The sequence below is a fragment of the Saccharopolyspora elongata genome, from assembly GCF_004348985.1.
Lineage (GTDB): Bacteria > Actinomycetota > Actinomycetes > Mycobacteriales > Pseudonocardiaceae > Saccharopolyspora > Saccharopolyspora elongata.
On sequence record NZ_SMKW01000005.1, the window covers coordinates 47,422 to 68,353 of the forward strand.

Here is a 20,932-nt window from a genome sequence, read left to right on the forward strand (position 1 = left end):
GCGGACAAATCCGATCGGGAATCTGTGACGATCGTTCTGACCTGGCTCGATAGGGCCGCCATCTGGTCTTTCGGGCCACCGGGGCGAGCGTCCGGAGTGGTTGACAATGTCAGGGTGACGCTGTCACTGTGATCTCGTGTCAGATGGATGCGACCCGATGTCGGACCTGTGCGAACCGGTGCCGGGCAGGCGGGTGCGGGCCAACCCGGGCGAGGGCGGGCGGCTGCGCGAGGAGATCCTCCTCGTGGCCGAGCGGATGCTGGTCGAGGCCGGCACCGAGGAGGCGCTCACGCTGCGGGCCGTGGCCGAGCGCGCCGGCGTCACCACGCCGTCGGTGTACCGGCACTTCGCGAGCAAGGACCGGCTGGTCGAGGCGGTGTGCCTGCGGGCGTGGGACGGGCTGGGCAGCCGGATCCGCGAAGCCTGCGCGCGGCTGACGGATCCGTTCATCGCGCTGGGCCAATGTGGACGCGCCTACGTCCGGTTCGCCCTCGATCATCCGGTGCAGTACCGCGTTCTGATGCTGCACCGGCCCGGTGGTCCGGAGCTCTCGCCCGCGACGGAGGAGTGCTTCGCGCACATGGTGGACGCGGTCACCGCGTGCGTGGACGGCGGAGTGCTGCGCGGAGACCCCCGCACGCTGGCGTTGAGCTTGTGGTCCGCGATGCACGGGTGCGTGTCGCTGCTGATCAACCAGCCTTCGCTGCCGTGGCCCGAGGATCTCGACGAGTTCGTCAACGACGTGGTGCGGATCGCCGGTTTCGGAGCGGCCGTGAGCACCCGGCTGTCGCGGACCGCGGTGCCGCGCAGCGCGGACGTGGCCGCCGGCGCGGACGCGATGGTCATGCGGATGGAGAGGGCATGAGTAGCCCTGTGTCAACCCGAGTCCTCCTCAACCGCACCTCAGGGGAACGTGACGCAAACCAGCCACGAGAAACTGCGAAACGCGGGATTGAGCCGGACGCAACCACAACTGTGAAACGCGGAGAGGCGGAACCGGCATGAGCACGAGCCTCGCTGGGCGGATCGCGCTGGTGACGGGAGGATCTCGGGGGATCGGCGCCGAGACGGCTCGGTTGCTGGGGGCCGCGGGCGCCCGGGTCTTCGTGAACTACCGGGAGAAGGCCAGGCGCGCTCAACGAGTCGTCGACGAGATCGCCCGCGCGGGCGGTGCGGCCTCGGCCGTGCGCGCGGACCTCACCGACCGGGCCGAGGTCGCGGCCATGACCGGCGAGATCCGCGACCTGTGCGGCCGCCTGGACCTGCTGGTCCTCAACGCCTCCGGCGGGATGGAGCGCGACGTCCCGCCCGATTACGCGCTCCGGTTGAACCGCGACGCCCAAGTGTCCCTTGTGGACGCGGCAATGCCGTTGCTGCCGCCGTCGGCGCGGATCGTCTTCGTCACCAGCCACCAGGCGCACTTCCACGGCAGGCGGCCCACCTACGACGAGTACGAACCGGTGGCCGCGAGCAAGCGGGCCGGCGAGGACGCGCTGCGCGACCGGATCCCCGACCTGGCGGCCCGTGGGATCGGCCTGGTGGTCGTCTCGGGGGACATGATCGAGGGCACGATCACCCCGACGCTCCTGGAGCGCGCCCGCCCCGGCATCATCGACGCCCGCCGCGCGGAGGCCGGATCCCTGCCGACGGTCTCCGAGTTCGCCGCCGAAATCGCGTCCGCGGCAACCGCCCCGCTGGAGACCGGGCACACCGCCTACGTCGGCGGCGAGGACTACCTGGTCGACCGGAGCTGAACCTCAGCCGACCGGGCGCCTGGTTCATGCGCGGTCGCGCAGGGTCGCGACGCCGTCGCCGTCGAGCTCGTCGAAGTAGGCCGTGCGCCCGGTCATGGCCATGGTCAGCGCCAGGGTGGTGCCGGACACCAGCGGGCCCGAGCCGGTGGCGAAGGGGCCGTCGGTCGCGGCGAGCCGGAGCCCGGCGATCCGCTTCTTGACGGGAACGACGAGGTCGGAGCCCTGGTAGTACTCGGCCAGCCGCGTAAGTGTGTCGATCGGGTAGTCGCGGTGGATGCCCAGCGGTCGCCGGATGTCCTCGGCGTGCACGATCGCTTCGCCGAGCATCGCCACGACCGGCAGCGGCGGCTTGGTGGTGCTGGTGGTGACCCGGCGGAACCGCGCGAGCGTCTCCGCCGGGGTGGCGCCCAGCTGCTCCGCCAGTCGCATGGCCACCTGCTTGTCGAAGTCGAACCGGCAGCGGATCACGCCCGCGAACCACCGTGCGGGGGTGAGGCTCGCGCCCGCGGTGAGGTGCGCCAGCACCTCGCGCACCGTGAGCTCCGTGCACAGCGACGGCCTCGCCCACTGCTCGTCGGTCAGGTCGGCGAGGTCGGCGGCCAGGGCCGCCCGCTCGGCGTGCACCAGCGGCCAGATTCCGGGCGCGCGGCGGGTCGTCGGTTCTGCTCTGGTCACGGCTGAATCTCCTGTGCTTCGGGTCGCTCACAGGTGGGACTGCGACGGTGGGGCCGAATCGTCGCTCGGGCGCGAACTTTTTCAGGGCATCCGCGACCAGAAGTCGAGGGCGTGCCCGGCCGCGTAACCCGTGCCGCCGATCCGTTCCGGAGCCAGGGACTGGACGTGGCCGGTGGCGGCGTCGGGCCAGGCTGGAAGGTCGGCGCAGGCGGGGTCGCCGTTGGCCGCGAAGGCGGTCCAGTAGCGGTTCATCCGGTCGGCGAGCTCGCGCTGCGCCGCGGTCAGCTGCGGTGCGCCGGGGATGTCGAACTGGTACGCCAGCTCGCTGGAGTGCTGCGCGCCGGTCGGGGCTCCGGGGAGCGGCACGAGCGGCGGGGCGTCCCGGTCGGCGAACTCGTAGAACCAGGTGTCGGTGTGCGCGGCGAGGGCACGGCCCAGTTCCCAGGCCGGTCGCGACCACGCCCGGTCGGTGCAGATCTGCGCCCAGGCGAGGTTGGGCGTCGGGAAGCGGTCGAGCGCGTAGCGTGCGGCGACTTCCTCCGCCGAGTCGCCGAAGGCCTCCGCGAGCAGGCGCGGGTAGCTCTCGGCGGTGACCGGGTTTCCGGCGAGTCCGACGAAGAACCGGGCCTCGTCGAGCGTGGTGCCCAGCACCACCGGCACCCGGTGGAAGCGCCCGGCGAGCAGTGCTTCCGCAGGTGATTCGGGCAGCGTGGTGCCGCCGAAGGCGGGCCGGATGAAGTTGCCCGACACCTGCAGCAACTCCTCCGCCGGGACCCGCCGGAGCTGCGCGAGCGCAGATTCGGTATCGCTGCCGGGCGTGATCCAGCCGTGCTCGGCGGCGGTGGCGGCGCCGAGCCGGTCCAGCTCGGCCACCGGTGTCCACATTGGAGGAAGCGTCGGAAGGCCGGGCATGAAGGTGTGCGCCGGTGTCGGGCCCAGCACGCCGAACGCGCTCTGCAGGATCGCGCGGTGGAACAGCCCGGCCGAGGCGGGTGACGTCAGGTGCGCCGCCACCGCGAGGGCCCCGTTGGACTCCCCGATCAGCGTCACGTTCGCCGGGTCGCCGCCGAATCCCGCGATCTCCCGCTGCACCCAGCGGAGTGCGGCCTGTTGGTCCTGCAGGCCGAAGGTGCCGCCGTCGGCGAGGCCCGGATGCCCGAAGCAGCCGAACACGCCGAGCCGGAAGTTCGGCGCCACGACGACGACGTCGCCGGAGATGGCGAGCCGCCGCGGGTCGTAGATGGCGGCGGTGCCGTTCGTCCCACCGCCGCCGTGCAGCCACACCAGCACCGGGCGTCCGGTGCCCGCGGTTGAGGGCGCGGTGACGTCGAGCGTCAGGCAGTCCTCGTCGACGGAGGTCACGTCCGCGAAGGACTGCGCCAGCTGCGGCGCGGGATTCCCGGGGACGGTCGCGTCGCGGATTCCGGACCACGGCTCGACCGGCGCGGGCGGCCGCCACCGCCGCTCGCCGACCGGTGGCGCGGCGTACGGGATGCCTCGGAATGAGAGGTGTTCGTCGAGCCTGCGGCCGCGGATGGCGCCGCTGCTCAGCTGCACGGTCACGTGTTCGGTCATCGTGTGCGCCCCTCGACGAGCAATAATAATACGAGCATATTGCTACGATAGCCGCACGGCCATGTTGTCGTCGCGAGCTTTTGCCCGCGGTGAGGAGATCAGCGATGCCCGGTGAACACCGCGGCGATGACCGGGCGCAACGCGTCCCGCGCCGAGAAGGCGTCCGCGCCCGAGAGCGCGACCTGATCGGCCAGGCCCTGCACGGTCGCGAGGATCGTGCGAGCAGCGAGCACAGCGTCGACACCCGGCTCGACCTCGCCGCGCTCCACGCCGTCCTGGACCGCCTTCGTGACGTAGTCGAGGATGGCGCCGCCCGACTGCCGGGCGACCTCGGCGAGGCCGGCGTGGTGCAGCGCCTGCGCCTGCAGGCCCTGCCGGACGCGGTACTCGACGTCCCGTTCCTCGTCGAGCGGCAGCAGTTCGACGAGGCTGTCGAGCAGCACCTCGGCGATCGGGAGGCGGGCGGCCTCGCCGTCGCGGACGCGAATCCGCACCCGCTCGCCCATGCGGCGCGTGGCGTCCTCGTAGGCGAAGTGCAGCAGCGCGTCCTTGCCCGCGAAGTAGTGCTGGATGAGCCCGACCGAGATCCCGGCCTCGGTCGCCACCCGCGAGAACGAGACGCCCGCGAAGCCCTCCGCGGCGAGCAGGCGCTGGAAGGCCCGCGCGATCTGGGCGCGACGCTGATCATGATCGGCAACCCGCGGCACCCGAATATCGTACAGCCGTACTGCTATCGAAGGCAGCTCGGCGACACCCGGATTGGAGTCCCATGCGCACCAGCCTGCGTGACGACCTGAAAACGGCCCTCAAGGCCCGGAACAACGTCGCCGTCGCGGCGCTCCGCTCCGCCTTGGCGGCGATCGACAACGCCGAAGCCGTGCCCGCGGGCCGCTCGCTGAGCAGCGGGAACGAACACGTCGCGGGTGCGGCGCTGGGCGTTGGCGCGGCGGAGGCGCAACGCCGTCGGCTCACCGAGTCCGACATGCGGTCGATCGTGGCGAACGAGGTGCGGGAGCGAGCGGCCGCGGCGGAGGAGTACGAGCAGGCCGGGCGCGACGACCTCGCCGAACGGCTCCGCGCGGAGGCCGCGGTGCTGAGCCGCCACCTGGGAACTCCCTGATGCATTTGCTGTTCCCGCAAACAGCGTTGCCGGATTTTGGATCGCGGGGCCATGTTGGTGTCGGAGGTGGTCGAGATGACCGAACGACAAGCCGCGCGGGATCCCTTCTCGAACGAACTGGAAGCGCGCATCTGCGAACTCGTCATGGGAGACAGGCGTCATGGCATCTGAGGTGACCGGGCAGGAGTTCTGGGACGAGCGCTACAGCAGCGAGGACCAGCTGTTCAGCGGCGAGCCGAACGGGGCGCTCGTCGCCGAAGCGGCCGACCTGCCGCCCGGGCAAGCGCTCGACGTGGGATGCGGCGAAGGCGCGGACGCGCTCTGGCTGGCCCGGCGCGGGTGGCAGGTCACCGCGGTGGACGTCTCGCAGGTCGCGCTGGAGCGCGCCGCCCGAGTCGCGGCGGGCGGTCCAGAAGTGGCCTGGACGCGCGCCGACCTGAACACCGCCGCGCCGCCGGCCCTCGCGTTCGACCTGGTGTCGGTGCACTACTTCCCGCTCGTGAAGCAGCCCGGGCACGCGGCCCTGCGCGGCTTGCTGGCCTCGGTCGCCCCGGGCGGCACGTTCCTGTTCGTCGGCCACGACATGACGGACATGCCACCGGAAGCCGCGTACGGCTTCGAGCCGAGCGAGTTCTACCAGCCCCACGAGATCGCCGAACTCCTCGACGGCGATTGGACCGTGCTGGTCGACGAATCCCGCCTGCGGAACCCCCCGTCGCCCGGCGGCCATACCCACGACACCGTCCTCCGGGCCCAACGTCTGCGGTGAGGTGCTCGTGAGTGTTCGTTCCGGTTCTTACCGGTACGAGCACTCACGACCCTCGACGCAGCGGGCACGGTCGTCCTATGTGGACTATGGGCAGATGGCGGCGTCCGGGAACGCTCCTCCGAAGGCGCTAGGTGGCGGTTTCGCGCGAAATCGCCATCCCGCCCCACGCAGATCGCCGGTTTCGCGCGAAATCTACGCCCTGTGCTCCCGCGCACCACTCTGAAACGCCCCTTACAGCTTGCGGGCGATGACGTGGGCCTGCGCGGCTGGAGGAGAGGCAAGAGGCTTCGGCCACGGCTGGGGAGTTTGGCCACGAGGCCGTCCATTTTTGTGGACAGGAGCAACTTTCCGGCGAGCGGAACGTCTTCGCGGATATGAACACCTATCAGTTCCGGAACGACTGGGCCGCGCCGAACCGCGGTGCCGGAAGACCACGCCGGAGGGGCCGCAAGATCTTCGCGGTCGTGGTGGTCCTGGTGCTGTTACCGGTGCTGTTCGGGGGATGGCTGTGGTTCCACGTCGACTCCTCGATCCGGCGGGTCGACGCCTTCCCGGACTACCCGGGCCGCCCGGCGGCGGGCGCGGGCACGAACTGGCTGATCGTGGGCTCGGACAGCCGCGAGGGGCTGGATCCGGAGACGGCGGCCGGGCTGCACGTCGGCGAGGCGGAGGGCCGGCGCACGGACACGATCATGATCGCCCACCTGCCGGACAACTCCACGGCCCCGACGCTGATCAGCCTTCCGCGCGACTCGCGGGTGCCGGTCCCCGGCCATGGGCGGACGATGATCAACGCGGCCTTCGCGGAGGGCGGCCCGCAGCTGCTGGCGCAGACGGTCGAGCAGGCCACGGGCCTGCGCATCGACCACTACGCCGAGATCGGCTTCGGCGGGTTCGCGGAGATCGTCGAGGCGGTGGGCGGCGTCGAGATGTGCCTGGACCAGGAGATGCACGACACCCAGACCCGCCAGACGCTGCAGGCGGGCTGCCAGCGCTTGGACGGCGCGAACGCCCTGACCTTCGTCCGCATGCGCTACAGCGATGCGACCCCGCGTTCCTGAGCGACCTGCTGTCGCTGGCGTGGGCGATGCGCGGCATCTCGTCGGGCGAGGTGGTGACGACGACGGTTCCGGTGACCGACGGCACCGCGAAGAGCTGGGACAAGAAGAAGGCCATCGAACTCTTCGAGACCGTGAACGCCGACCAGCCCGTCCCGGAGGACCTGATCGTCGACTGAGCGCATACTCGTCGGATGTTCCCGGAACCCACGGATCCCGCGGCCTCGCGCGGCGAGGTGCTCCTCCGCTACCTCGACTTCTTCCGGGGCAGCGTGATCGACAAGGTGGCGGCCCTGCCGGATGCGGAGCTGCGATCCAGCCGGGTCCAGTCGGGGTGGACGCCGCTGGAACTGGTCAAGCACCTGACCTTCGCCGAACTGCGCTGGATCGAATGGGGATTCGAGGGTCGTCGGGTCGAAGACCCGTGGGGTGACAGGACGAACGGCCGCTGGCACGTGGCCCCGGAGGAAACCCGCGACGATCTGGCGGCGGCCCTCCGCGGCCAGGGACGGCGAACCTCCGAAGTCGTGGCGATCACGCCCCTGGAGAAGACGGGTGAGCCGGGACCGCGCTGGAAGGGCGCGGAACCGGCGACCCTGGAAAGGGTGCTGCTGCACCTCGTCCAGGAATACGCCCGCCACCTGGGCCAGCTCGACATCGTCGTGGAACAGGCCGGCGGCCCGACCGGCGAGTGAAGTCCCCGTGTTCACTTTCTGTTGCTATAGCAGCAGAAAGTGCACACGGGGCTCTCACGGCGTCAGCGGCGCGGCGGCTTCATCTGCAGCGGGACACCGATGAGGTTCAGCGCGTTGATCAGCGCTACCTGGGCGACCAGGTGACCGAGCTCGGCCTCGTCCGGGAACGCCTTGCGCAGCGCCTCCCACTGGTCGTCGCCGATGTGCTCGCGGCGGGTGGCCGCCTCGGCGTAGCCCAGCGCGGCCCGCTCCCGCTCGTCGTAGAGCTCCGACTCCTGCCACACGGCCAGCTGGAGGAGCCGGTCCTCGGTCTCGCCGATCCGGCGCGCCTCCCGGCCGTGCATGTCGACGCAGAAGACGCAGCCGTTGATCTGCGAAACCCGGACCTTGACCAGCTCCCGCACCTTGTCGTCCAGCGGCCCCTTGCGGAGCGCGGCGTCGGCGTCCTTGAAGCCCTTGTAGGGCTCAGGTGCCGCTTCGCCGAGGTTCAGACGTGCCATCGTTGTCTCCCTGTGGTTCTGAGCTGTCACCAGGGAGACGAGCGGGCCTACTCGGATGTGACCGCCTTGAGGTGAGCGAGTTTCTGCGGGTTGAGCACCCGCCGGTAGGCGACGATCCGGCCATCGGCGAACCCGAACGTGTCGACGGAGTGGATCCCGCCTCCCCGGTGGAGCACCAGCGCCGGCTCGCCGCCGATCTCGACGATGTCGATGCGGTCGGCCCGCCACCGGCGAGCCACCCGGACCAGGACCTCGGCGATGCGCCGGCCGCCGAGGATGGGCACGCGGGCCGCGCTGACCTGCCCGCCGCCGTCGGTGAGGTAGACGGCATCGGGATGCATCAGCTCGACCAGTGCGGCGAGGTCCCCGGTCTCGTAGGCGGCGCGGAACGCGATGACCAGGCGATCCAGCTCGGCGCGCGGCACGTCCGGCGCGCTGCCCCTCGCCTCGGCCACCCGGTGCCGCGCCCGCGAGGCCAGCTTCCGGGCGGCGGGCACCGAGCCGCCCTGCACCTCGGCGATCCGCGCGAACTCCAGCCCGAACACGTCGTGCAGCACGAGGGCCACCCGCTCCGGCGGGCTCAGCTCCTCCATGATCAGCAGCATCGCGGAGCCGACCGACTCGTCGACGAGCACCGGCTCGGCGGCGTCCGGCCCGGTCAGCAGGGGTTCCGGCAACCACGGCCCGAAGTAGCTCTCCCGCTGCACCCGGGCGGATTTGAGGATGTCGTAGGACCGCCGCGCGGCGACGGTGACCAGCCAGGCCCGCAGGTCGTCGACGCCGCCCAGGTCCGCCGCGGCGGCTCGCAGCCACACGTCCTGCACGACGTCCTCGGCATCGGCGACGCTGCCGAGCAACCGGTAGGCCACGCCGAAGACGGCAGGCCGGTGCTCCTGCCACTCCGTCCCCAACCGGTCGCGGTGTCCGCCACCCATGCAGGTCCTCCTGAGCAGAGCCTTACCCGAACAAATTCAATCATTAACTCTTTTGGTCTAATGATTATTACGCCGAGTAGTCCAGTAATGTTCTCCGCATCCGCTCCGGCGGACGTTCACCCGGAAACTTCCCGGATCTTATTGGGTAGGCGCACCTCGGCCTGCACTCCTCGATGCCCAGCGCGTTCGCGCACAGTTCTGATCGAAAGGTTGCGGAAGTTGTTGGCGAAACTCACCCGTCGCGTCCTGCTCGCCACTGCCCTGACCGCCGGAACGATGGCGACGGTCGCGGCGGTGGCCCCGGCACAGGGCGAAACCCCCAGCACGGTCCGGCTTTCGCTGGACAACGGCCGCGGAGCGGCGCTCGGCAACGCGGTCCTGACCTGCCACCCGGCGGGCGGCACGCACAAGAACGCGGCGAAGGCGTGCAGCGACCTGGACGCGGTCGGGGCGGATTTCCGCCTGATGACGGCGAAGCCGGCGATGGCGTGCACCCTCCAGTACCAGCCGGTCACGGCGAAGCTGGAGGGGAACTGGCGCGGGCGGACGGTGAGCTTCACCGAGACCTACCCGAACAGCTGCGCCCTGACGGTCGAGACCGGGGTCGTCTTCGACTTCTGAGCCGCTAGCCGAAGTCCTTGGTCTGCCAGCGGTCCGGCCGGATCTCGACGTACTCAGGTTCGCCTGCGGTGTTCCCGCCGCTGAGTTCCCAGTCGGCCCAGCCGTCGATGGCATCGGCGGGGAGGTAGCGGCTGCCGATGGCGACGAGCTCGTCGCGAGTGGGCCGCTGCTGCTTGACGACGGTGCCTTCGACGGTGACGTACCGGTACGGAACCTCCGCCCGCTGGACGGAAATCGAAACCTTCCCGGCGAGCCGGATGAGCCGTGACTTCCGCTTGTCCTTCCTGGTGACCACGGCGATGTTCCCGCCAGGCCGGTAGCTGTACCAGGTCGGCAGCGTCGACGGCGGCCGGTCGTCGTCGCTGCCGACGCTGAGCACGGCGACGTGCGGCCGCGCGAGGAATTCCTCCCGCTCGGCGGCGCTGAGCTTCCGGTGCTGGCCAGGCCTGTCAGCAGACATCTGAACTCCCAACGATGGTGGTGCAATCCCCAACCGACGCCGCAACGCGATCATTCCCGAATCCCGGCTGTGCTGTGCGTCATCCGGTCGCGTTGAGCCACCGGAGTACGCTGCCCACTGTCCAAACAGGAGGGTGCGAGATGTCGCTGATCGAGTGGGCCGACTTCGAGAAGGTGGAACTGCGCGTGGGCACGATCGTGCAGGCGAAGCCGAACGAGAAGGCACGCAAACCGGCGTACGTCCTGACCGTCGACCTCGGCGAGATGGGCCTGAAGACGTCGAGCGCGCAGATCACGGACCACTACGAACCAGAAGCCCTGATCGGCCGCCAAGTGCTGTGCGTGTGCAACTTCGAGCCGAAGCGAATCGCGGGAGTCAAGTCGGAAGTACTGGTAACGGGAGCCCACGACGAGCAGAACAGCGTGGTCCTAGCGGGCTTCGACCACCAGGTCCCGAACGGCACCCGCCTCCTCTGATCGCGACCTGCCGCTCAGTCCCCGGCGTCCCGAGCGACCCGCCGACCCCACAGAACAAGCGGAATCTGCAACGGCAGCCGCGCGAACCCGACCACCCTCCAAGGCAATGACCGACGCCGCCAGGCGAGGGCCATCGTCACGTTCGCAGGAAAGACGGCGGCGAAGGCAATCAAGACGAGGACGTGGCGCCGAAGCGGCGAGGTCGCTGGCAGTCGCTGCTCGGATGGATCCCGAGCCTCGTTGTCACGTCAGGCCAGGTCATTCGGGGCAAGTTGGTTCGGCTGGCCGTACTCGGGCTTTTGCCACTTGAGGTTGGTGGGGCGGTCCCCGCCACTGGAGAGGAAGGTCCGGGCGGCTTGCCGGGCAGTGGGGATTGGGATTGCGGAGTCGATCGGGGCGTCGGTCCAGGTTCCGCCGTAGTCGAATCCGGAGTCGTCGGGCATTGGAACTGTGCCTTTGCTGGTTTCAAGGATGTCGGCGGGTTTGTCGCAGTAGATCAGCGAGCTGTAGTCAGGCTGGCCGAGCCCGATTTGCAGAATGTGCTGGCGGTCGGCGGTGACGATTTCGGCGTAGGTGGGAACATCTTCCTCGATGGCGTCGGCGGTCACGCGGTCGAGGAGAGCATCGAGTTCGGCAACCGTGGTGACCTCGGCGGGGGCTTCGTCGGGGTGGTACATAACGGTGAACGCCATCGCTGGAGTCCTTCTCCCGTTCCCTCGTAGACCTAGCACCGCTGGCAGTGCGCGCGTTGTCGTCGGCGGTGCCGCGGGCAGTGTGGCGTCGCATCTGCGGAGATCTCGTTCAGCCGTTGGGAAATCTCGGCAAGCTGGTCGGCGTAGAGGTCATCCGCGATCCCGGCGAGCCGAACCCGCAGCTCTTCGATGTGACTCACACAGACTCCCTTGCTGTGGGTGACAAGTACCAGACAGCTAGTGATGATCTCTCGTCTACCCGACAAAGCGAATGCTCTGGTCTGCTAACAAGCCGACCGGGGTCTGAGCGGCAACGAACGCCGTGAGGCCTTGGAAGCGAGGCCTTGAGGACCGGCAGGCCACCAGCACGGCCTCGCATCCCGCCTCGGTCGGCGGCCAGGCGGTGGCTGGCGCGCGAACGGCCGGCATGACCCGCACGGCACCGTCAGGTCTGAGCTCGCTTGCGCGAAGTTGAGCTGATGAGCGGATTCGTGCGACGGCCGGAAGGCCTAGCATCGGAACATGGGAGGCGGGCGCGACGAGGACGAGAGCGTCGAGAACGAGATTTCTGGGGGAACCTTCGAGGGGCCGGTGTCACAGATCGGTCGTGTCAGTGGCGACTACACGATCAACTGGAAATCGCCGAAAACCGACGAAGAGGCCTCGTTCGACGCCGAGTACATGGCCTACATGCGGGCGCGGATGGCGGCTGAAGCAGCCGCGCAGCGCAGGCGCAGGGCCGCGGCCACCACCCGGGCCCTGATCATCGTCGGAGCCGTCGTCACCGTGCTCGTCCTCGGGTGGGGAAACCCGACGGCGGGCATCGTCGCTGCGTTCTGCGCGATTGTCGTGATCGGCTGGATGCTGCCGTCCGGGAAAGGGTGAACCGTGGCCGGAATGCTGTTCCTGCTCATCATCGTCGTGGGCGGCGTGGCGCTGGCTCGGCTGGGGAAGGCCGCAGGCTGCGGGCCGGTCGGGATCGGGCTGTTGGTGGTCTTCGGCCTAGCGGCGATCTTCGGATTCCTGGAGGCCGCCGACCTAATGGACTGAACAGGCCCTCATGACCAAGGGAGCGGTGCTCCACCTCCAGCGCGGTTGGCCTGGTCTATTTGCTCCGCCGAATTCCTCGATGATCTTCAGCACTTCGGACGAGCTGAAGCAAAACCTGGAGGCTTCGAACGAAAAGGCTGGTCGGCGAGCAGGCCGGGAACGCTCCATCCGCAAGGAGCCGGCGATTGGCGACCACCGCACCGTGGGGGGTTTGGGGGGCTCGGCCCCCCATGCAAAGGCGAAGAGCCCCGGTCCACGCATTCCGTGGACACAGGGCTCCCAGCTCTGAGCGGATGACGGGAATCGAACCCGCGTTCTCAGCTTGGGAAGCTGATGTTCTACCATTGAACTACATCCGCGTACCTCATCGGCTCTCCCGAAGAGTGCCGTCAGCCTAACACGGTGGGGCGCGAAGATCATCACCGGGTTGCCGATACGCTGAGGGCGTGTTGCTGAGTGACCGGGACCTGCGCAAAGAGCTCGATGATGGCCGCCTCGAACTTGATCCGTTCGAAGTCGCCATGATCCAGCCGTCGAGCATCGACGTCCGGCTGGATCGTTTCTTCCGGGTCTTCGACAACACCCGGTACACCCACATCGATCCGTCGAAGCAGCAGGACGAGCTGACGTCGCTGGTGGAGACGCCCGACGACGATCCGTTCGTGCTGCACCCGGGCGAGTTCGTGCTCGGGTCGACCTTCGAGTCGGTGCGGTTGCCCGATGACCTGGCCGGCCGGCTGGAGGGCAAGTCCTCGTTGGGCCGGCTGGGGTTGCTCACGCACTCCACCGCCGGGTTCATCGATCCCGGGTTCACGGGTCACATCACCCTCGAATTGTCCAACGTGGCCAATCTGCCGATCACGTTGTGGCCGGGGATGAAGATCGGCCAGTTGTGCCTGTTCCGGTTGTCGAGCCCCGCGGACTTCCCGTACGGCTCGAAGGAGGCCGGGTCGCGCTACCAGGGGCAGCGCGGGCCGACGCCGTCGCGGGCGTACCTCAACTTCCGGCGCACCGACACCCGGCGCTGAGCATCGCCACCACCTCGGCGGTGGCGCGAACATCGCCGAACGACCGGTAGATGGTGTGCAGCGTGGCGTTGTGGTCCGCGTCGCGGCCCGCCGCGTTGGCGTCCGCGACCGTGATCACGCGCAAGCCCAGGGTGCTCGCGTCGCGGGCCGAGGATTCGCAGCAGACGTTGGTGACCGTGCCTGCGATCAGGACCGTGTCGATTCCGCGTTGCTCCAGTCGTTCCGGCAGCGGGCACCGGCCGGGGAAGAAGGCGCTGGGCGCGGACTTCTCGACCAGCACGTCGTTGTCGTGGATCGTGAATTCCCGCCACAGGCGCTGCGCCAGCGGGCCCGTTCCGCCTGCGGTGCGGTACACCTCGGCCGCTTCCGGGCCGTAGAACTCCTGGGCCGTCTGCGTCGGCTCGATCGCCGCCGGTAGCACCCATGCCACCGTGCCGCCGGTCTTCCGGACGGTTCGCGCCAGGCGGCCGATGTTCGGCACGATGCCTCGGCAGTAGGGGTTGCCGGTCACGAAGAACGGCACCATGTCGATGACCACCAGCGCCGTCCGGGGCGGATCGAGGGTGGGGAACGCGAAGCGCCTGCCGCGGCGCTCCTCGTGCCGGGCGTATTCGCGGTCCTCGATCAGCCACGCGTGCAGCTTCTCCGGCGTGTCCATGTCGGGGCTCCTGAGTTGACACGTGATCACGACAGGTAATCATCTCAACACGCGCCGGGTGGCATTTTCCCTGGTTGTGTCTCTTTTGTGCCGCGTTGTCCTGGCTTGTGGTGACCGTGAGCTAGTTCACCCTGAATCGAGTAAGCAAGATGGGGATTCAGAATTTACGATCCCCCTCGCCCGGCGTTCTGGAACGATCCCGCAACGGGGCGGGGTCGGCGAGCGGGCAGCAGGAGTACTCGATGTCCGCATTGCAGTCGCGCGCCTCGGGCACTGCCAACGAGAACCTCGGGCACGTCGTGATGATCGCCGGGGCCGCGGCGCTCGGCGGGTTCCTCTTCGGCTACGACACCTCGGTGATCAACGGCGGCGTGGACGCCATCCAGCGGCACTTCAACGTCGGTTCCGCGTTGACCGGCCTGACCGTTTCCTCGGCGCTGCTGGGTTCCGCGGTGGGCGCCGGGATCGCCGGCGGGTTGGCCGACCGGGTCGGCCGGATCCGGGTCATGCAGCTGGCCGCGGTCCTGTTCATCATCAGCGCCGTCGCTTCGGCCGTGCCCTTCGCGATCTGGGACCTCGCCATCTGGCGGGTCGTCGGCGGCGTCGCCATCGGCATCGCGTCGGTGATCGCGCCCGCCTACATCGCCGAGGTCGCGCCCGCCGCTTACCGCGGGCGGTTGGGGTCCTTGCAGCAGTTGGCGATCGTGCTGGGGATCGCCGTTTCGCAGCTGGTCAACTACGCCCTGGCGCAGGCTGCCGGCGGCAGCGCTTCCGGGATGCTCGGGCCGTTGCAGGCCTGGCAGTGGATGCTCGGGGTGGCCGCGATCCCCGCGGTGATCTACCTGGTGGTGGCTTCGACGATTCCCGAGTCGCCGCGGTACCTGGTCGCGGTCGGCAAGGTCGACCGGGCGCGGGAGATCCTGGCGCAGGTCGACTCCGGTGAGCCGGATGCGAAGGTCGCCGAGATCAAGGCGGCGCTGGGCGGCGAGCGCAAGCCGCGGCTGAGCGATCTGCGGGGCCGGTTCGGGGTGCTGCCGATCGTGTGGGTCGGGATGGCCATCGCAGCGTTGCAGCAGTTCGTCGGGATCAACATCATCTTCTACTATTCGTCGTCGCTGTGGCACTCGGTGGGCATCGACGAGAGCAGTTCCCTGCTGCTGAGCCTGTTCACGTCGATCGTGAACATCGTCGGCACCTTCGTCGCGATCGCGCTGGTCGACAAGATCGGCCGCAAGCCGCTGCTGGTGATCGGTTCGCTCGGGATGGCCGTGTCGCTGGCCGTGACCGGGTGGGCGTTCAGCTTCGCCGAGGTCGTCGGCGACGAGGCGCACCTGCCCTTCCAGTGGGGCGCCGTGGCGCTGGTGTCGGCGAGCGCTTTCGTGCTGTTCTTCGCCGCCTCCTGGGGCGTGGTGATGTGGGTGCTGCTGGGCGAGATGTTCCCGGCGCGCATCCGGGCCGCCGCGCTGGCGGTCGGCACCGCGACGAACTGGATCGCGAACTGGCTGGTGACGGTGAGCTTCCCGAGCATGCGGGATTGGAACCTGCCGGTCACCTACTTCATCTACGCCGCGTTCGCGCTGATCTCGGTGGTGTTCGTGGTGAAGTACCTGAAGGAGACCAAGGGGCGCTCGTTGGAGGAAATGGGCCGCTGACCTGGTCTGATGTTCGAGGGGCGTCCCCGTGGGGGCGCCCCTCGAAATTTTTTCCGCGGGTTCGGGAACAAAGCCGGGGCGCTGCGCGTATCTAGTACCGTACAACGTACGAAGGAGCGTGCATGGCCTCTCGCGACATCACCCGGTTCCGCCTCGACATCCCGCAGTACGACCTGGACGACCTCCGGGAGCGGCTGGCCCGCGTCCGCTGGGCCGACGAGGTGCCCGGGCCGGGCTGGAGCTACGGCCCGCCGCTGGGTTACCTGCGGGAGTTGGCGGAGTACTGGCGCAGCGGCTACGACTGGCGGGCGCAGGAGGCGCGGCTGAACGAATTCCCGCAGTACACCACCGAAATCGACGGCGAGAACATCCACTTCCTGCACGTCCGGTCGTCCCGGCCGGACGCGCTGCCGCTGCTGATCACGCACGGCTGGCCCAGTTCGATCGCCGAGTACCTGGACGTCATCGGACCGCTCGGCGAGTCGTTCCACCTGGTCATCCCGTCGCTGCCGGGATACGGCCTGTCCGGGCCGACGCGCTCGGTCGGCTGGGGCGCCGGCCGGGTCGCGCGGGCCTGGGCCGAGCTGATGAGCCGGCTCGGATACGAGCGGTACGGCCTGCAGGGCGGCGACTGGGGCACGTGGATCTCCCGCGAGCTGGCGATCCTCGCGCCGGACAACGTGATCGGCCTGCACACCAACGGGATGATCACGTTCCCGGGCGGCGATCCGGCGGAGATGGCCGGGCTCACCGAGGCCGACCACGCGCGGATGGGCGCGTGGCAGCGCTACACCGACGAGCTGTACGGCTACAAGCTGATCCAGTCGACGAAGCCGCAGGTGCTGGCGTACTCGCTGGCGGACTCGCCGATCGGGCTGCTGGGCTGGATCGTCGGCGTGCTCAAGGAGTGGACCGACTGCGCGGACACCCCGGAGGACGCCATCGATCGCGACCGCATCCTGACGACGGTGATGCTGTACTGGCTCACCAACACGGCGGGTTCGGCAGCTCGGTCCTTTGTGGAGACTCCGGACAACTCCTCGAAGGCGGAGGAGGAAGGCGTCATCGCGGAGCTGCAGAACGGCACCGTGCCGCACGGCGTCGCGGTGTTCCCGAAGGACATCCTCGCGCCGGTCCGCCCGTTCGCGGAGCGCATCAACAACATCGTGCGCTGGACGGAGTACGACCGCGGCGGAACGTTCCCGGCGATGGAGCAGCCGGACCTGTACGTCCGAGACGTCCAGGAGTTCTTCGCGTCGCTGCGCGGCTGACGGGTCGTTGAGGCGATTTCGCGCGAAATCGCCACCCGCCAGGCGTGGCGAACGCCGATTTCGCGCGAAATCGCCCGAGCCGGGCACAGCCTCGACGCGGTGTGCGTCGACGGCGCCATGGATTGGGGCGCGATCGTCATCCGGCCGCTCAGCGGCGAGCTGCTCCCGGTCGGATGTCCGGCGAGTTCCGACGGACTCCGCCGCCACTACGGCTACACGCTGAACATCTTCCTGTGACGGCCTTTTCCGCGTCAGCCGAGCGCCTGCCGCACGAGCGCTTCGGCGGCGGCGCGGGTGATCGATGCGGCCGAGGATTCGCCGGCGATCGAGTAGCTCACGATGGCGCCCTCGTGCAGGCTCAGCAGCTGCACGGCGAGATCCTCCGGGTTCTTGGCGCCGGCTTCGGCGAGCAGGTCGCGGAACAGGTCTCGGAGCCACTGCTTCTCGGCGACGATCAGCTGCCGCCCCGGGTGGTCGGGCTCGGGGAGTTCGGCGAAGGCGTTGACGAAGCTGCACCCCCGGCTGCTCTGCGGGAGCCATTCGGGGAGCACGTCGAACGGCACCAGCGCGCGCCGGACCGGGTCGGCCTCGGCGTCCAGGCGGGCTTCGACGAGCTCGCGCCAGCGCCGGTCGCGCGCCTTCAGGTAGGTCACGAGCAGGCCGTCCTTCGACCCGAAGCGGTCGTAGAGGGTCCGCTTGGTGACGCCGGATTCGGCGGCGATGGTGTCGACGCCGACGGCGTTGATGCCTCGCGAGTAGAACAGCTCGGCTGCGACGTCGAGGATGCGCTTGGCGCCCGGCGTCAGGCGCACCTCATCGCCTGCGGTCGCGGACATCGGCCGACCCCCTTGTGTTCACAGGTCTGTGTACCTTACGGTTCGGATCGAACTTCACAGACCAGTGTAGAGGAGCTTGCGATGCGAGGAGTGGTTCGGGCGTTGGGGCGGTTCGTGCGCGACTTCGCCCGCGGGATCCACGACGGTCACGCGATCCGGCACGGCGTGCGCCGCTCGGCGGACGGAGCGCGGAGGAGCGAACGGTCCGTTGACTCCACCTAACGAGGCGAACGGGCCGTTCGCTCCAACCCCGGTCGAGGTCACGGCCAGATGAGGGCGAGGCCGAAGAGGACGCCGAAGCGGGATTCGGCGCTCGCCGCGTCGTCGAAGACCGCGAACTGGTTCCGGTGGTCCTCCCGCCAGTACATGATCGCGCGGTCCGGGAGCTGCATGCCCCAAATGCGGACGCGGGTCGGGTCGGGTTCGCCGGTCTCGGTCTTCTCGGCCAGGCCGAAGAGTTTCGGTGTCATGGCGGTTCCTCCCGGTGGTTGGTGGTGGGCACCAGCGTCCACATGGGAATCCGGCATCGGGATCACCGGAAGCGGGAATCCCGATCCCGGATTCCCGCTGGGATCATGGATCGATCAGGATCCCGGTCGGGGAGGTCCCGGTGGCACGCACGAGCCCCACGTTCCGTCGTCGCCGACTCGCGCGCCGAATTCGCCAGCTGCGCGAGGACGCGGGCATGACGCAGGAGAAGGCCGCAGCAGGCCTGGACATGTCGACGAGCGCCTTGAGCCGCAAGGAAACCGGCGAGGTGGCGACATCGGTGCACGAGGTCCGCTCGATGATGGACCTCTACGACCGCTACGACCCGGACCTGCTCGACCTGGCGCGAGCAGCGCGGGAGACGCCGTGGTGGCATGCCTACGGCATCAAGGATCGTGGCTATCCAGACCTTGAAACCGAAGCTTGCCGAGTTCGCGAGTTCACCCTCGCGTACATACCTGGTTTGTTTCAGACGGAGGACTACATGCGCACTCTGTTTGAGGTCGGTAATCCCGGGTGTAGCGAATCTTTCATCGGCAACGCTGTTGCGCTGCGTTCAGCCAGGCGTGAGTTGATCTCTGGTCAGGATCCGTTGGACTACTCGGTAGTGGTCGATGAGATGGCCTTGCGGAGACCGGTCGGCGGAGCGGGCACTATGCGGAAGCAGCTGCTTGAACTCGGGAAATACGCTGATCTTCCCAACGTCAGTATCCGTGTCCTACCGATCTCTGCGGGAGCACACGGCGGTATGGAAAGTGCATTCTGTCTGCTCAGCTATGCAGATCCTGATGAACCCGATGTCGTCTACGTTGAGCACGTGGCAGGCTCGATCTTCTCCGGCAAGACCCACGACGTGCAGCGGGCAAGTGTTGTGTTCGCGGAGGTGCGTGACGCGGCGTTGGACTCTGGCCCGTCCATCGACTTTATTGAGCAGATCGCCCGCGAATTCTGAGGCAGGAGGCGTCTTCAGCATGCGAAGCACAAGTTCTTTTCCAGCCTTGGCTTGGCGCAAGAGCAGTCGCAGCGTGGGCAGCGGGCAGGGAGGCAACTGCCTCGAGGTGGCGTTCGCGGGGCCTGCGGTCGCGGTGCGGGATTCGAAGGACCCGGGTGGGCCGGTGTTGGCGTTCTCGGCTTCGTCGTGGTCGGCGTTCCTGGGGCGGTTTGCCGAGCGCTGAGGTTGCGAACGGGGCCGTGAGTGTTTTGGGGCGCTATGACACCCCAAACACTCACGGACCCGGACGGTCAGGCCGGCCAGATCTGGTGGGCGGCGGTCAGGGCTGCCGCCTGGTACTGCGGCAGCTGCTTGCCCTCCACCACCACCTCCAGCGGCCACTTCTCCTTCAGCGCCACCCACAGCCGCGAGGACAGGCCCGCGTACGCGCTGAGCTCGTCCGTGCCTTCGGCCACCTGCAGCACGTACACCCAGGTCGCCGCGTCCTGCGCTCCCGCGAGTGGCTCGCGCCAGGCGCGGCGCAGGCGGTGGCCGCCGTGGCGCGGGGCGTCCGTCGACAGGACGATGTCCGCTCGGCTCGGGTCGGGCGCGTCCGCGGGGCCGGCCGGGCTGAAGCGGTACTGCAGCGGCGGCACCGCGTCGATGACCGGCACGTCGTCGAGGTCCGGGTTGGCCGCGTCGTCCAGGGTGGCGCGGATCAGGTCCTGCTCCTCGCGGGTGATGCCGACGCCCTCGCCCGCCAGGTTGAGCAGGAGCGTCGATTCGGCCAGGTCCGACTCGCCGGCGGCGTACTGGTCGCGCACGACTCCCAGGGTGTCGTCGGACAGCCGGCCCGCGAGCCGCGCGCACACGTCCGTGACCGCGGCGTAGGTCTTCGCATCCATGGCGCTCACTTCTTCTTCTGGTAGTCGCCGAGTTCGGTCGTGGTCACGTTGCCCTGGGCGTCCTGGACGACTCTGATTATCTTGTTGCCCTTCGGGCCCTCCCACGTCCAGCTGCCATCGCCGCCGATGTCGGGGTGACTGTAGCGAGGCGGGTCGCTCACCGGCACGCCCTTCGGCTGCGGGTTCGGCGCCGGCGGGTTGGTGATCACGCCGGGGTCGGCGCTGTTCGGCGGGTACGCGGTGCGGATCTCGCCGTCGGCGAGCACCGTCGTCTTGACGGTGACGCCGTCGACCGTGCCGGTGTAGTCGTAGGCCCACACCTTGTTGCCGTTGACGTCCTTGGTCAGGTACGGGCCCTTCGCCGGCGGCCCCTGCTGCGTGACCTGGTGCGACGCGTCGAGAATCTTCGGCCCATCCCAGCTCTGGGGGAACTCGGTCTTCTTCGAGAGCCCGGTGCCCGCGATGTGGCCGCCCTGCCGGCCACCGTCGCCCCCGACGATGTGCGCTTCCGAGGCGTCGCTGTGGTGGATGTCGTCCGCTTTGGGCGGGGTGGTCGGCTTGGGTGGCGGAGTGGGCTTGTTCGGCGGCGGGTTGGTGGGGTTGTTCGGCTGCTTGCCGCCGGAGCCTCCCGGGCGGCCGTTCTGCGCGGCTTGGGCGGTGGCCTGCTGCGCGCTGGAGATGCCCTTGCCCGCGTCGATGTTGCCGTGCTTCTGCGGGGGTTTTCCGGTGGTGCCACCGTCTCCGCCGTCCCCGTGCGGATTCTTGGGTTTCGCCATGGACGC

The 20,932-nt window shown here is 68.9% G+C and carries 31 protein-coding genes and 1 tRNA gene; 18 read left to right on the top strand and 14 right to left on the bottom strand.

Annotated elements, in window-relative coordinates; translation table 11 throughout:
• Positions 1–157 precede the first annotated feature (157 nt).
• Positions 158–865, top strand: a complete 708-nt coding sequence (locus E1288_RS05760; RefSeq protein WP_235883372.1) for a TetR/AcrR family transcriptional regulator — start codon at positions 158–160, stop codon at positions 863–865.
• Between the two features lie 136 nt (positions 866–1,001).
• Positions 1,002–1,754: an SDR family oxidoreductase gene (locus tag E1288_RS05765; protein WP_132481900.1), complete on the top strand. Its 753-nt coding sequence runs from the start codon at positions 1,002–1,004 to the stop codon at positions 1,752–1,754.
• A gap of 24 nt (positions 1,755–1,778) precedes the next feature.
• Here the strand turns inward: E1288_RS05765 and E1288_RS05770 are convergent, their stop codons facing one another.
• The 3 genes from E1288_RS05770 to E1288_RS05780 all read right to left on the bottom strand — a co-directional run bounded on the left by E1288_RS05770 (position 1,779) and on the right by E1288_RS05780 (position 4,711).
• Positions 1,779–2,429: a maleylpyruvate isomerase family mycothiol-dependent enzyme gene (locus E1288_RS05770; RefSeq protein ID WP_132481903.1), complete on the bottom strand. Its 651-nt coding sequence runs from the start codon at positions 2,427–2,429 to the stop codon at positions 1,779–1,781.
• Between the two features lie 81 nt (positions 2,430–2,510).
• Positions 2,511–4,004: a carboxylesterase/lipase family protein gene (locus tag E1288_RS05775; RefSeq protein ID WP_132481906.1), complete on the bottom strand. Its 1,494-nt coding sequence runs from the start codon at positions 4,002–4,004 to the stop codon at positions 2,511–2,513.
• 98 nt (positions 4,005–4,102) lie between these two features.
• A complete protein-coding gene (locus E1288_RS05780) occupies positions 4,103–4,711 on the bottom strand; it encodes a TetR/AcrR family transcriptional regulator (protein WP_132481909.1) in 609 nt (202 codons plus the stop codon).
• 62 nt (positions 4,712–4,773) lie between these two features.
• On the opposite strand from E1288_RS05780, the gene E1288_RS05785 reads away from it, so the two are divergent.
• The 5 genes from E1288_RS05785 to E1288_RS05800 all read left to right on the top strand — a co-directional run bounded on the left by E1288_RS05785 (position 4,774) and on the right by E1288_RS05800 (position 7,646).
• Positions 4,774–5,124 (top strand): GatB/YqeY domain-containing protein, encoded by a 351-nt coding sequence (locus E1288_RS05785; protein ID WP_132481911.1) that lies wholly within the window; start codon positions 4,774–4,776, stop codon positions 5,122–5,124.
• 160 nt (positions 5,125–5,284) lie between these two features.
• A complete protein-coding gene (locus tag E1288_RS05790; RefSeq protein WP_132481914.1) occupies positions 5,285–5,893 on the top strand; it encodes a class I SAM-dependent methyltransferase in 609 nt (202 codons plus the stop codon).
• 374 nt (positions 5,894–6,267) lie between these two features.
• On the top strand, positions 6,268–6,954 hold the full coding sequence (locus E1288_RS05795; RefSeq protein ID WP_328592438.1) for an LCP family protein: 687 nt from the start codon (positions 6,268–6,270) through the stop codon (positions 6,952–6,954).
• Positions 6,955–6,980: 26 nt separating this feature from the next.
• Positions 6,981–7,130: a hypothetical protein gene (locus E1288_RS50105; protein WP_328592439.1), complete on the top strand. Its 150-nt coding sequence runs from the start codon at positions 6,981–6,983 to the stop codon at positions 7,128–7,130.
• Positions 7,131–7,145: 15 nt separating this feature from the next.
• Positions 7,146–7,646: a DinB family protein gene (locus E1288_RS05800; RefSeq protein ID WP_132481917.1), complete on the top strand. Its 501-nt coding sequence runs from the start codon at positions 7,146–7,148 to the stop codon at positions 7,644–7,646.
• 62 nt (positions 7,647–7,708) lie between these two features.
• Here E1288_RS05800 and E1288_RS05805 read toward each other — a convergent pair whose 3' ends face one another.
• The gene (locus E1288_RS05805; RefSeq protein WP_132481920.1) at positions 7,709–8,146 is read right to left on the bottom strand and encodes a carboxymuconolactone decarboxylase family protein; all 438 of its coding nucleotides are present in this window, start codon (positions 8,144–8,146) and stop codon (positions 7,709–7,711) included.
• Positions 8,147–8,193: 47 nt separating this feature from the next.
• The gene (sigJ, locus tag E1288_RS05810; protein WP_132481923.1) at positions 8,194–9,081 is read right to left on the bottom strand and encodes an RNA polymerase sigma factor SigJ; all 888 of its coding nucleotides are present in this window, start codon (positions 9,079–9,081) and stop codon (positions 8,194–8,196) included.
• Positions 9,082–9,300: 219 nt separating this feature from the next.
• Here sigJ and E1288_RS05815 point away from each other — a divergent pair, with 219 nt between their 5' ends.
• Complete coding sequence (locus E1288_RS05815; RefSeq protein ID WP_165967998.1) at positions 9,301–9,702, top strand: SSI family serine proteinase inhibitor; 402 nt, start codon at positions 9,301–9,303, stop codon at positions 9,700–9,702.
• 4 nt (positions 9,703–9,706) lie between these two features.
• Here E1288_RS05815 and E1288_RS05820 read toward each other — a convergent pair whose 3' ends face one another.
• Complete coding sequence (locus E1288_RS05820) at positions 9,707–10,162, bottom strand: pyridoxamine 5'-phosphate oxidase family protein (protein ID WP_132481929.1); 456 nt, start codon at positions 10,160–10,162, stop codon at positions 9,707–9,709.
• 140 nt (positions 10,163–10,302) lie between these two features.
• On the opposite strand from E1288_RS05820, the gene E1288_RS05825 reads away from it, so the two are divergent.
• Positions 10,303–10,638, top strand: a complete 336-nt coding sequence (locus tag E1288_RS05825) for a tRNA-binding protein (RefSeq protein ID WP_132481932.1) — start codon at positions 10,303–10,305, stop codon at positions 10,636–10,638.
• Between the two features lie 248 nt (positions 10,639–10,886).
• On the opposite strand, the gene E1288_RS05830 is transcribed toward E1288_RS05825, so the two are convergent.
• Together E1288_RS05830 and E1288_RS46745 are read right to left on the bottom strand one after the other, a co-directional pair.
• Positions 10,887–11,330 carry an Imm1 family immunity protein gene (locus E1288_RS05830; protein ID WP_132481935.1) on the bottom strand — a complete coding sequence of 148 codons (444 nt, stop codon included), beginning with the start codon at positions 11,328–11,330 and terminating at the stop codon, positions 10,887–10,889.
• A 32-nt stretch (positions 11,331–11,362) separates the two neighbouring features.
• Positions 11,363–11,530, bottom strand: coding sequence for a hypothetical protein (locus E1288_RS46745; RefSeq protein WP_165967999.1), 168 nt, complete (start codon positions 11,528–11,530; stop codon positions 11,363–11,365).
• Between the two features lie 322 nt (positions 11,531–11,852).
• On the opposite strand from E1288_RS46745, the gene E1288_RS05835 reads away from it, so the two are divergent.
• Together E1288_RS05835 and E1288_RS46750 are read left to right on the top strand one after the other, a co-directional pair.
• On the top strand, positions 11,853–12,215 hold the full coding sequence (locus E1288_RS05835; RefSeq protein ID WP_132481938.1) for a hypothetical protein: 363 nt from the start codon (positions 11,853–11,855) through the stop codon (positions 12,213–12,215).
• A 3-nt stretch (positions 12,216–12,218) separates the two neighbouring features.
• A complete protein-coding gene (locus E1288_RS46750; RefSeq protein ID WP_165968000.1) occupies positions 12,219–12,380 on the top strand; it encodes a hypothetical protein in 162 nt (53 codons plus the stop codon).
• 288 nt (positions 12,381–12,668) lie between these two features.
• On the opposite strand, the gene E1288_RS05840 is transcribed toward E1288_RS46750, so the two are convergent.
• A tRNA-Gly gene (locus E1288_RS05840) sits at positions 12,669–12,739 on the bottom strand.
• Between the two features lie 87 nt (positions 12,740–12,826).
• On the opposite strand from E1288_RS05840, the gene dcd reads away from it, so the two are divergent.
• On the top strand, positions 12,827–13,408 hold the full coding sequence (gene dcd / locus E1288_RS05845; RefSeq protein ID WP_132481941.1) for a dCTP deaminase: 582 nt from the start codon (positions 12,827–12,829) through the stop codon (positions 13,406–13,408).
• Here the strand turns inward: dcd and E1288_RS05850 are convergent.
• Positions 13,377–14,066 carry an isochorismatase family cysteine hydrolase gene (locus E1288_RS05850; RefSeq protein ID WP_132481944.1) on the bottom strand — a complete coding sequence of 230 codons (690 nt, stop codon included), beginning with the start codon at positions 14,064–14,066 and terminating at the stop codon, positions 13,377–13,379. The genes dcd and E1288_RS05850 overlap by 32 nt on opposite strands.
• A 242-nt stretch (positions 14,067–14,308) precedes the next feature.
• Between E1288_RS05850 and E1288_RS05855 the strand changes: the two genes are divergently transcribed.
• The 3 genes from E1288_RS05855 to E1288_RS46755 all read left to right on the top strand — a co-directional run bounded on the left by E1288_RS05855 (position 14,309) and on the right by E1288_RS46755 (position 17,226).
• Positions 14,309–15,718: a sugar porter family MFS transporter gene (locus E1288_RS05855; protein ID WP_132481947.1), complete on the top strand. Its 1,410-nt coding sequence runs from the start codon at positions 14,309–14,311 to the stop codon at positions 15,716–15,718.
• Between the two features lie 122 nt (positions 15,719–15,840).
• On the top strand, positions 15,841–16,989 hold the full coding sequence (locus E1288_RS05860; RefSeq protein ID WP_132481950.1) for an epoxide hydrolase family protein: 1,149 nt from the start codon (positions 15,841–15,843) through the stop codon (positions 16,987–16,989).
• A gap of 99 nt (positions 16,990–17,088) precedes the next feature.
• Entirely contained in the window at positions 17,089–17,226 is a 138-nt protein-coding gene (locus E1288_RS46755) for a hypothetical protein (protein WP_165968001.1), read from the top strand.
• 14 nt (positions 17,227–17,240) lie between these two features.
• Here E1288_RS46755 and E1288_RS05865 read toward each other — a convergent pair whose 3' ends face one another.
• Positions 17,241–17,825 (bottom strand): TetR/AcrR family transcriptional regulator, encoded by a 585-nt coding sequence (locus tag E1288_RS05865; RefSeq protein ID WP_132481953.1) that lies wholly within the window; start codon positions 17,823–17,825, stop codon positions 17,241–17,243.
• Between the two features lie 81 nt (positions 17,826–17,906).
• On the opposite strand from E1288_RS05865, the gene E1288_RS46760 reads away from it, so the two are divergent.
• The gene (locus E1288_RS46760) at positions 17,907–18,047 is read left to right on the top strand and encodes a hypothetical protein (RefSeq protein WP_165968002.1); all 141 of its coding nucleotides are present in this window, start codon (positions 17,907–17,909) and stop codon (positions 18,045–18,047) included.
• A 38-nt stretch (positions 18,048–18,085) separates the two neighbouring features.
• On the opposite strand, the gene E1288_RS05870 is transcribed toward E1288_RS46760, so the two are convergent.
• Positions 18,086–18,295, bottom strand: a complete 210-nt coding sequence (locus E1288_RS05870) for a hypothetical protein (RefSeq protein ID WP_132481956.1) — start codon at positions 18,293–18,295, stop codon at positions 18,086–18,088.
• Between the two features lie 140 nt (positions 18,296–18,435).
• Between E1288_RS05870 and E1288_RS05875 the strand changes: the two genes are divergently transcribed.
• A complete protein-coding gene (locus E1288_RS05875) occupies positions 18,436–19,266 on the top strand; it encodes a helix-turn-helix domain-containing protein (RefSeq protein WP_132481959.1) in 831 nt (276 codons plus the stop codon).
• A 19-nt stretch (positions 19,267–19,285) separates the two neighbouring features.
• A complete protein-coding gene (locus E1288_RS05880; RefSeq protein WP_132481962.1) occupies positions 19,286–19,489 on the top strand; it encodes a DUF397 domain-containing protein in 204 nt (67 codons plus the stop codon).
• Positions 19,490–19,556: 67 nt separating this feature from the next.
• Here the strand turns inward: E1288_RS05880 and E1288_RS05885 are convergent, their stop codons facing one another.
• Together E1288_RS05885 and E1288_RS05890 are read right to left on the bottom strand one after the other, a co-directional pair.
• Complete coding sequence (locus E1288_RS05885) at positions 19,557–20,150, bottom strand: hypothetical protein (RefSeq protein WP_132482268.1); 594 nt, start codon at positions 20,148–20,150, stop codon at positions 19,557–19,559.
• Between the two features lie 5 nt (positions 20,151–20,155).
• Positions 20,156–20,926 carry an EndoU domain-containing protein gene (locus tag E1288_RS05890; RefSeq protein WP_132481964.1) on the bottom strand — a complete coding sequence of 257 codons (771 nt, stop codon included), beginning with the start codon at positions 20,924–20,926 and terminating at the stop codon, positions 20,156–20,158.
• Positions 20,927–20,932 lie beyond the last annotated feature (6 nt).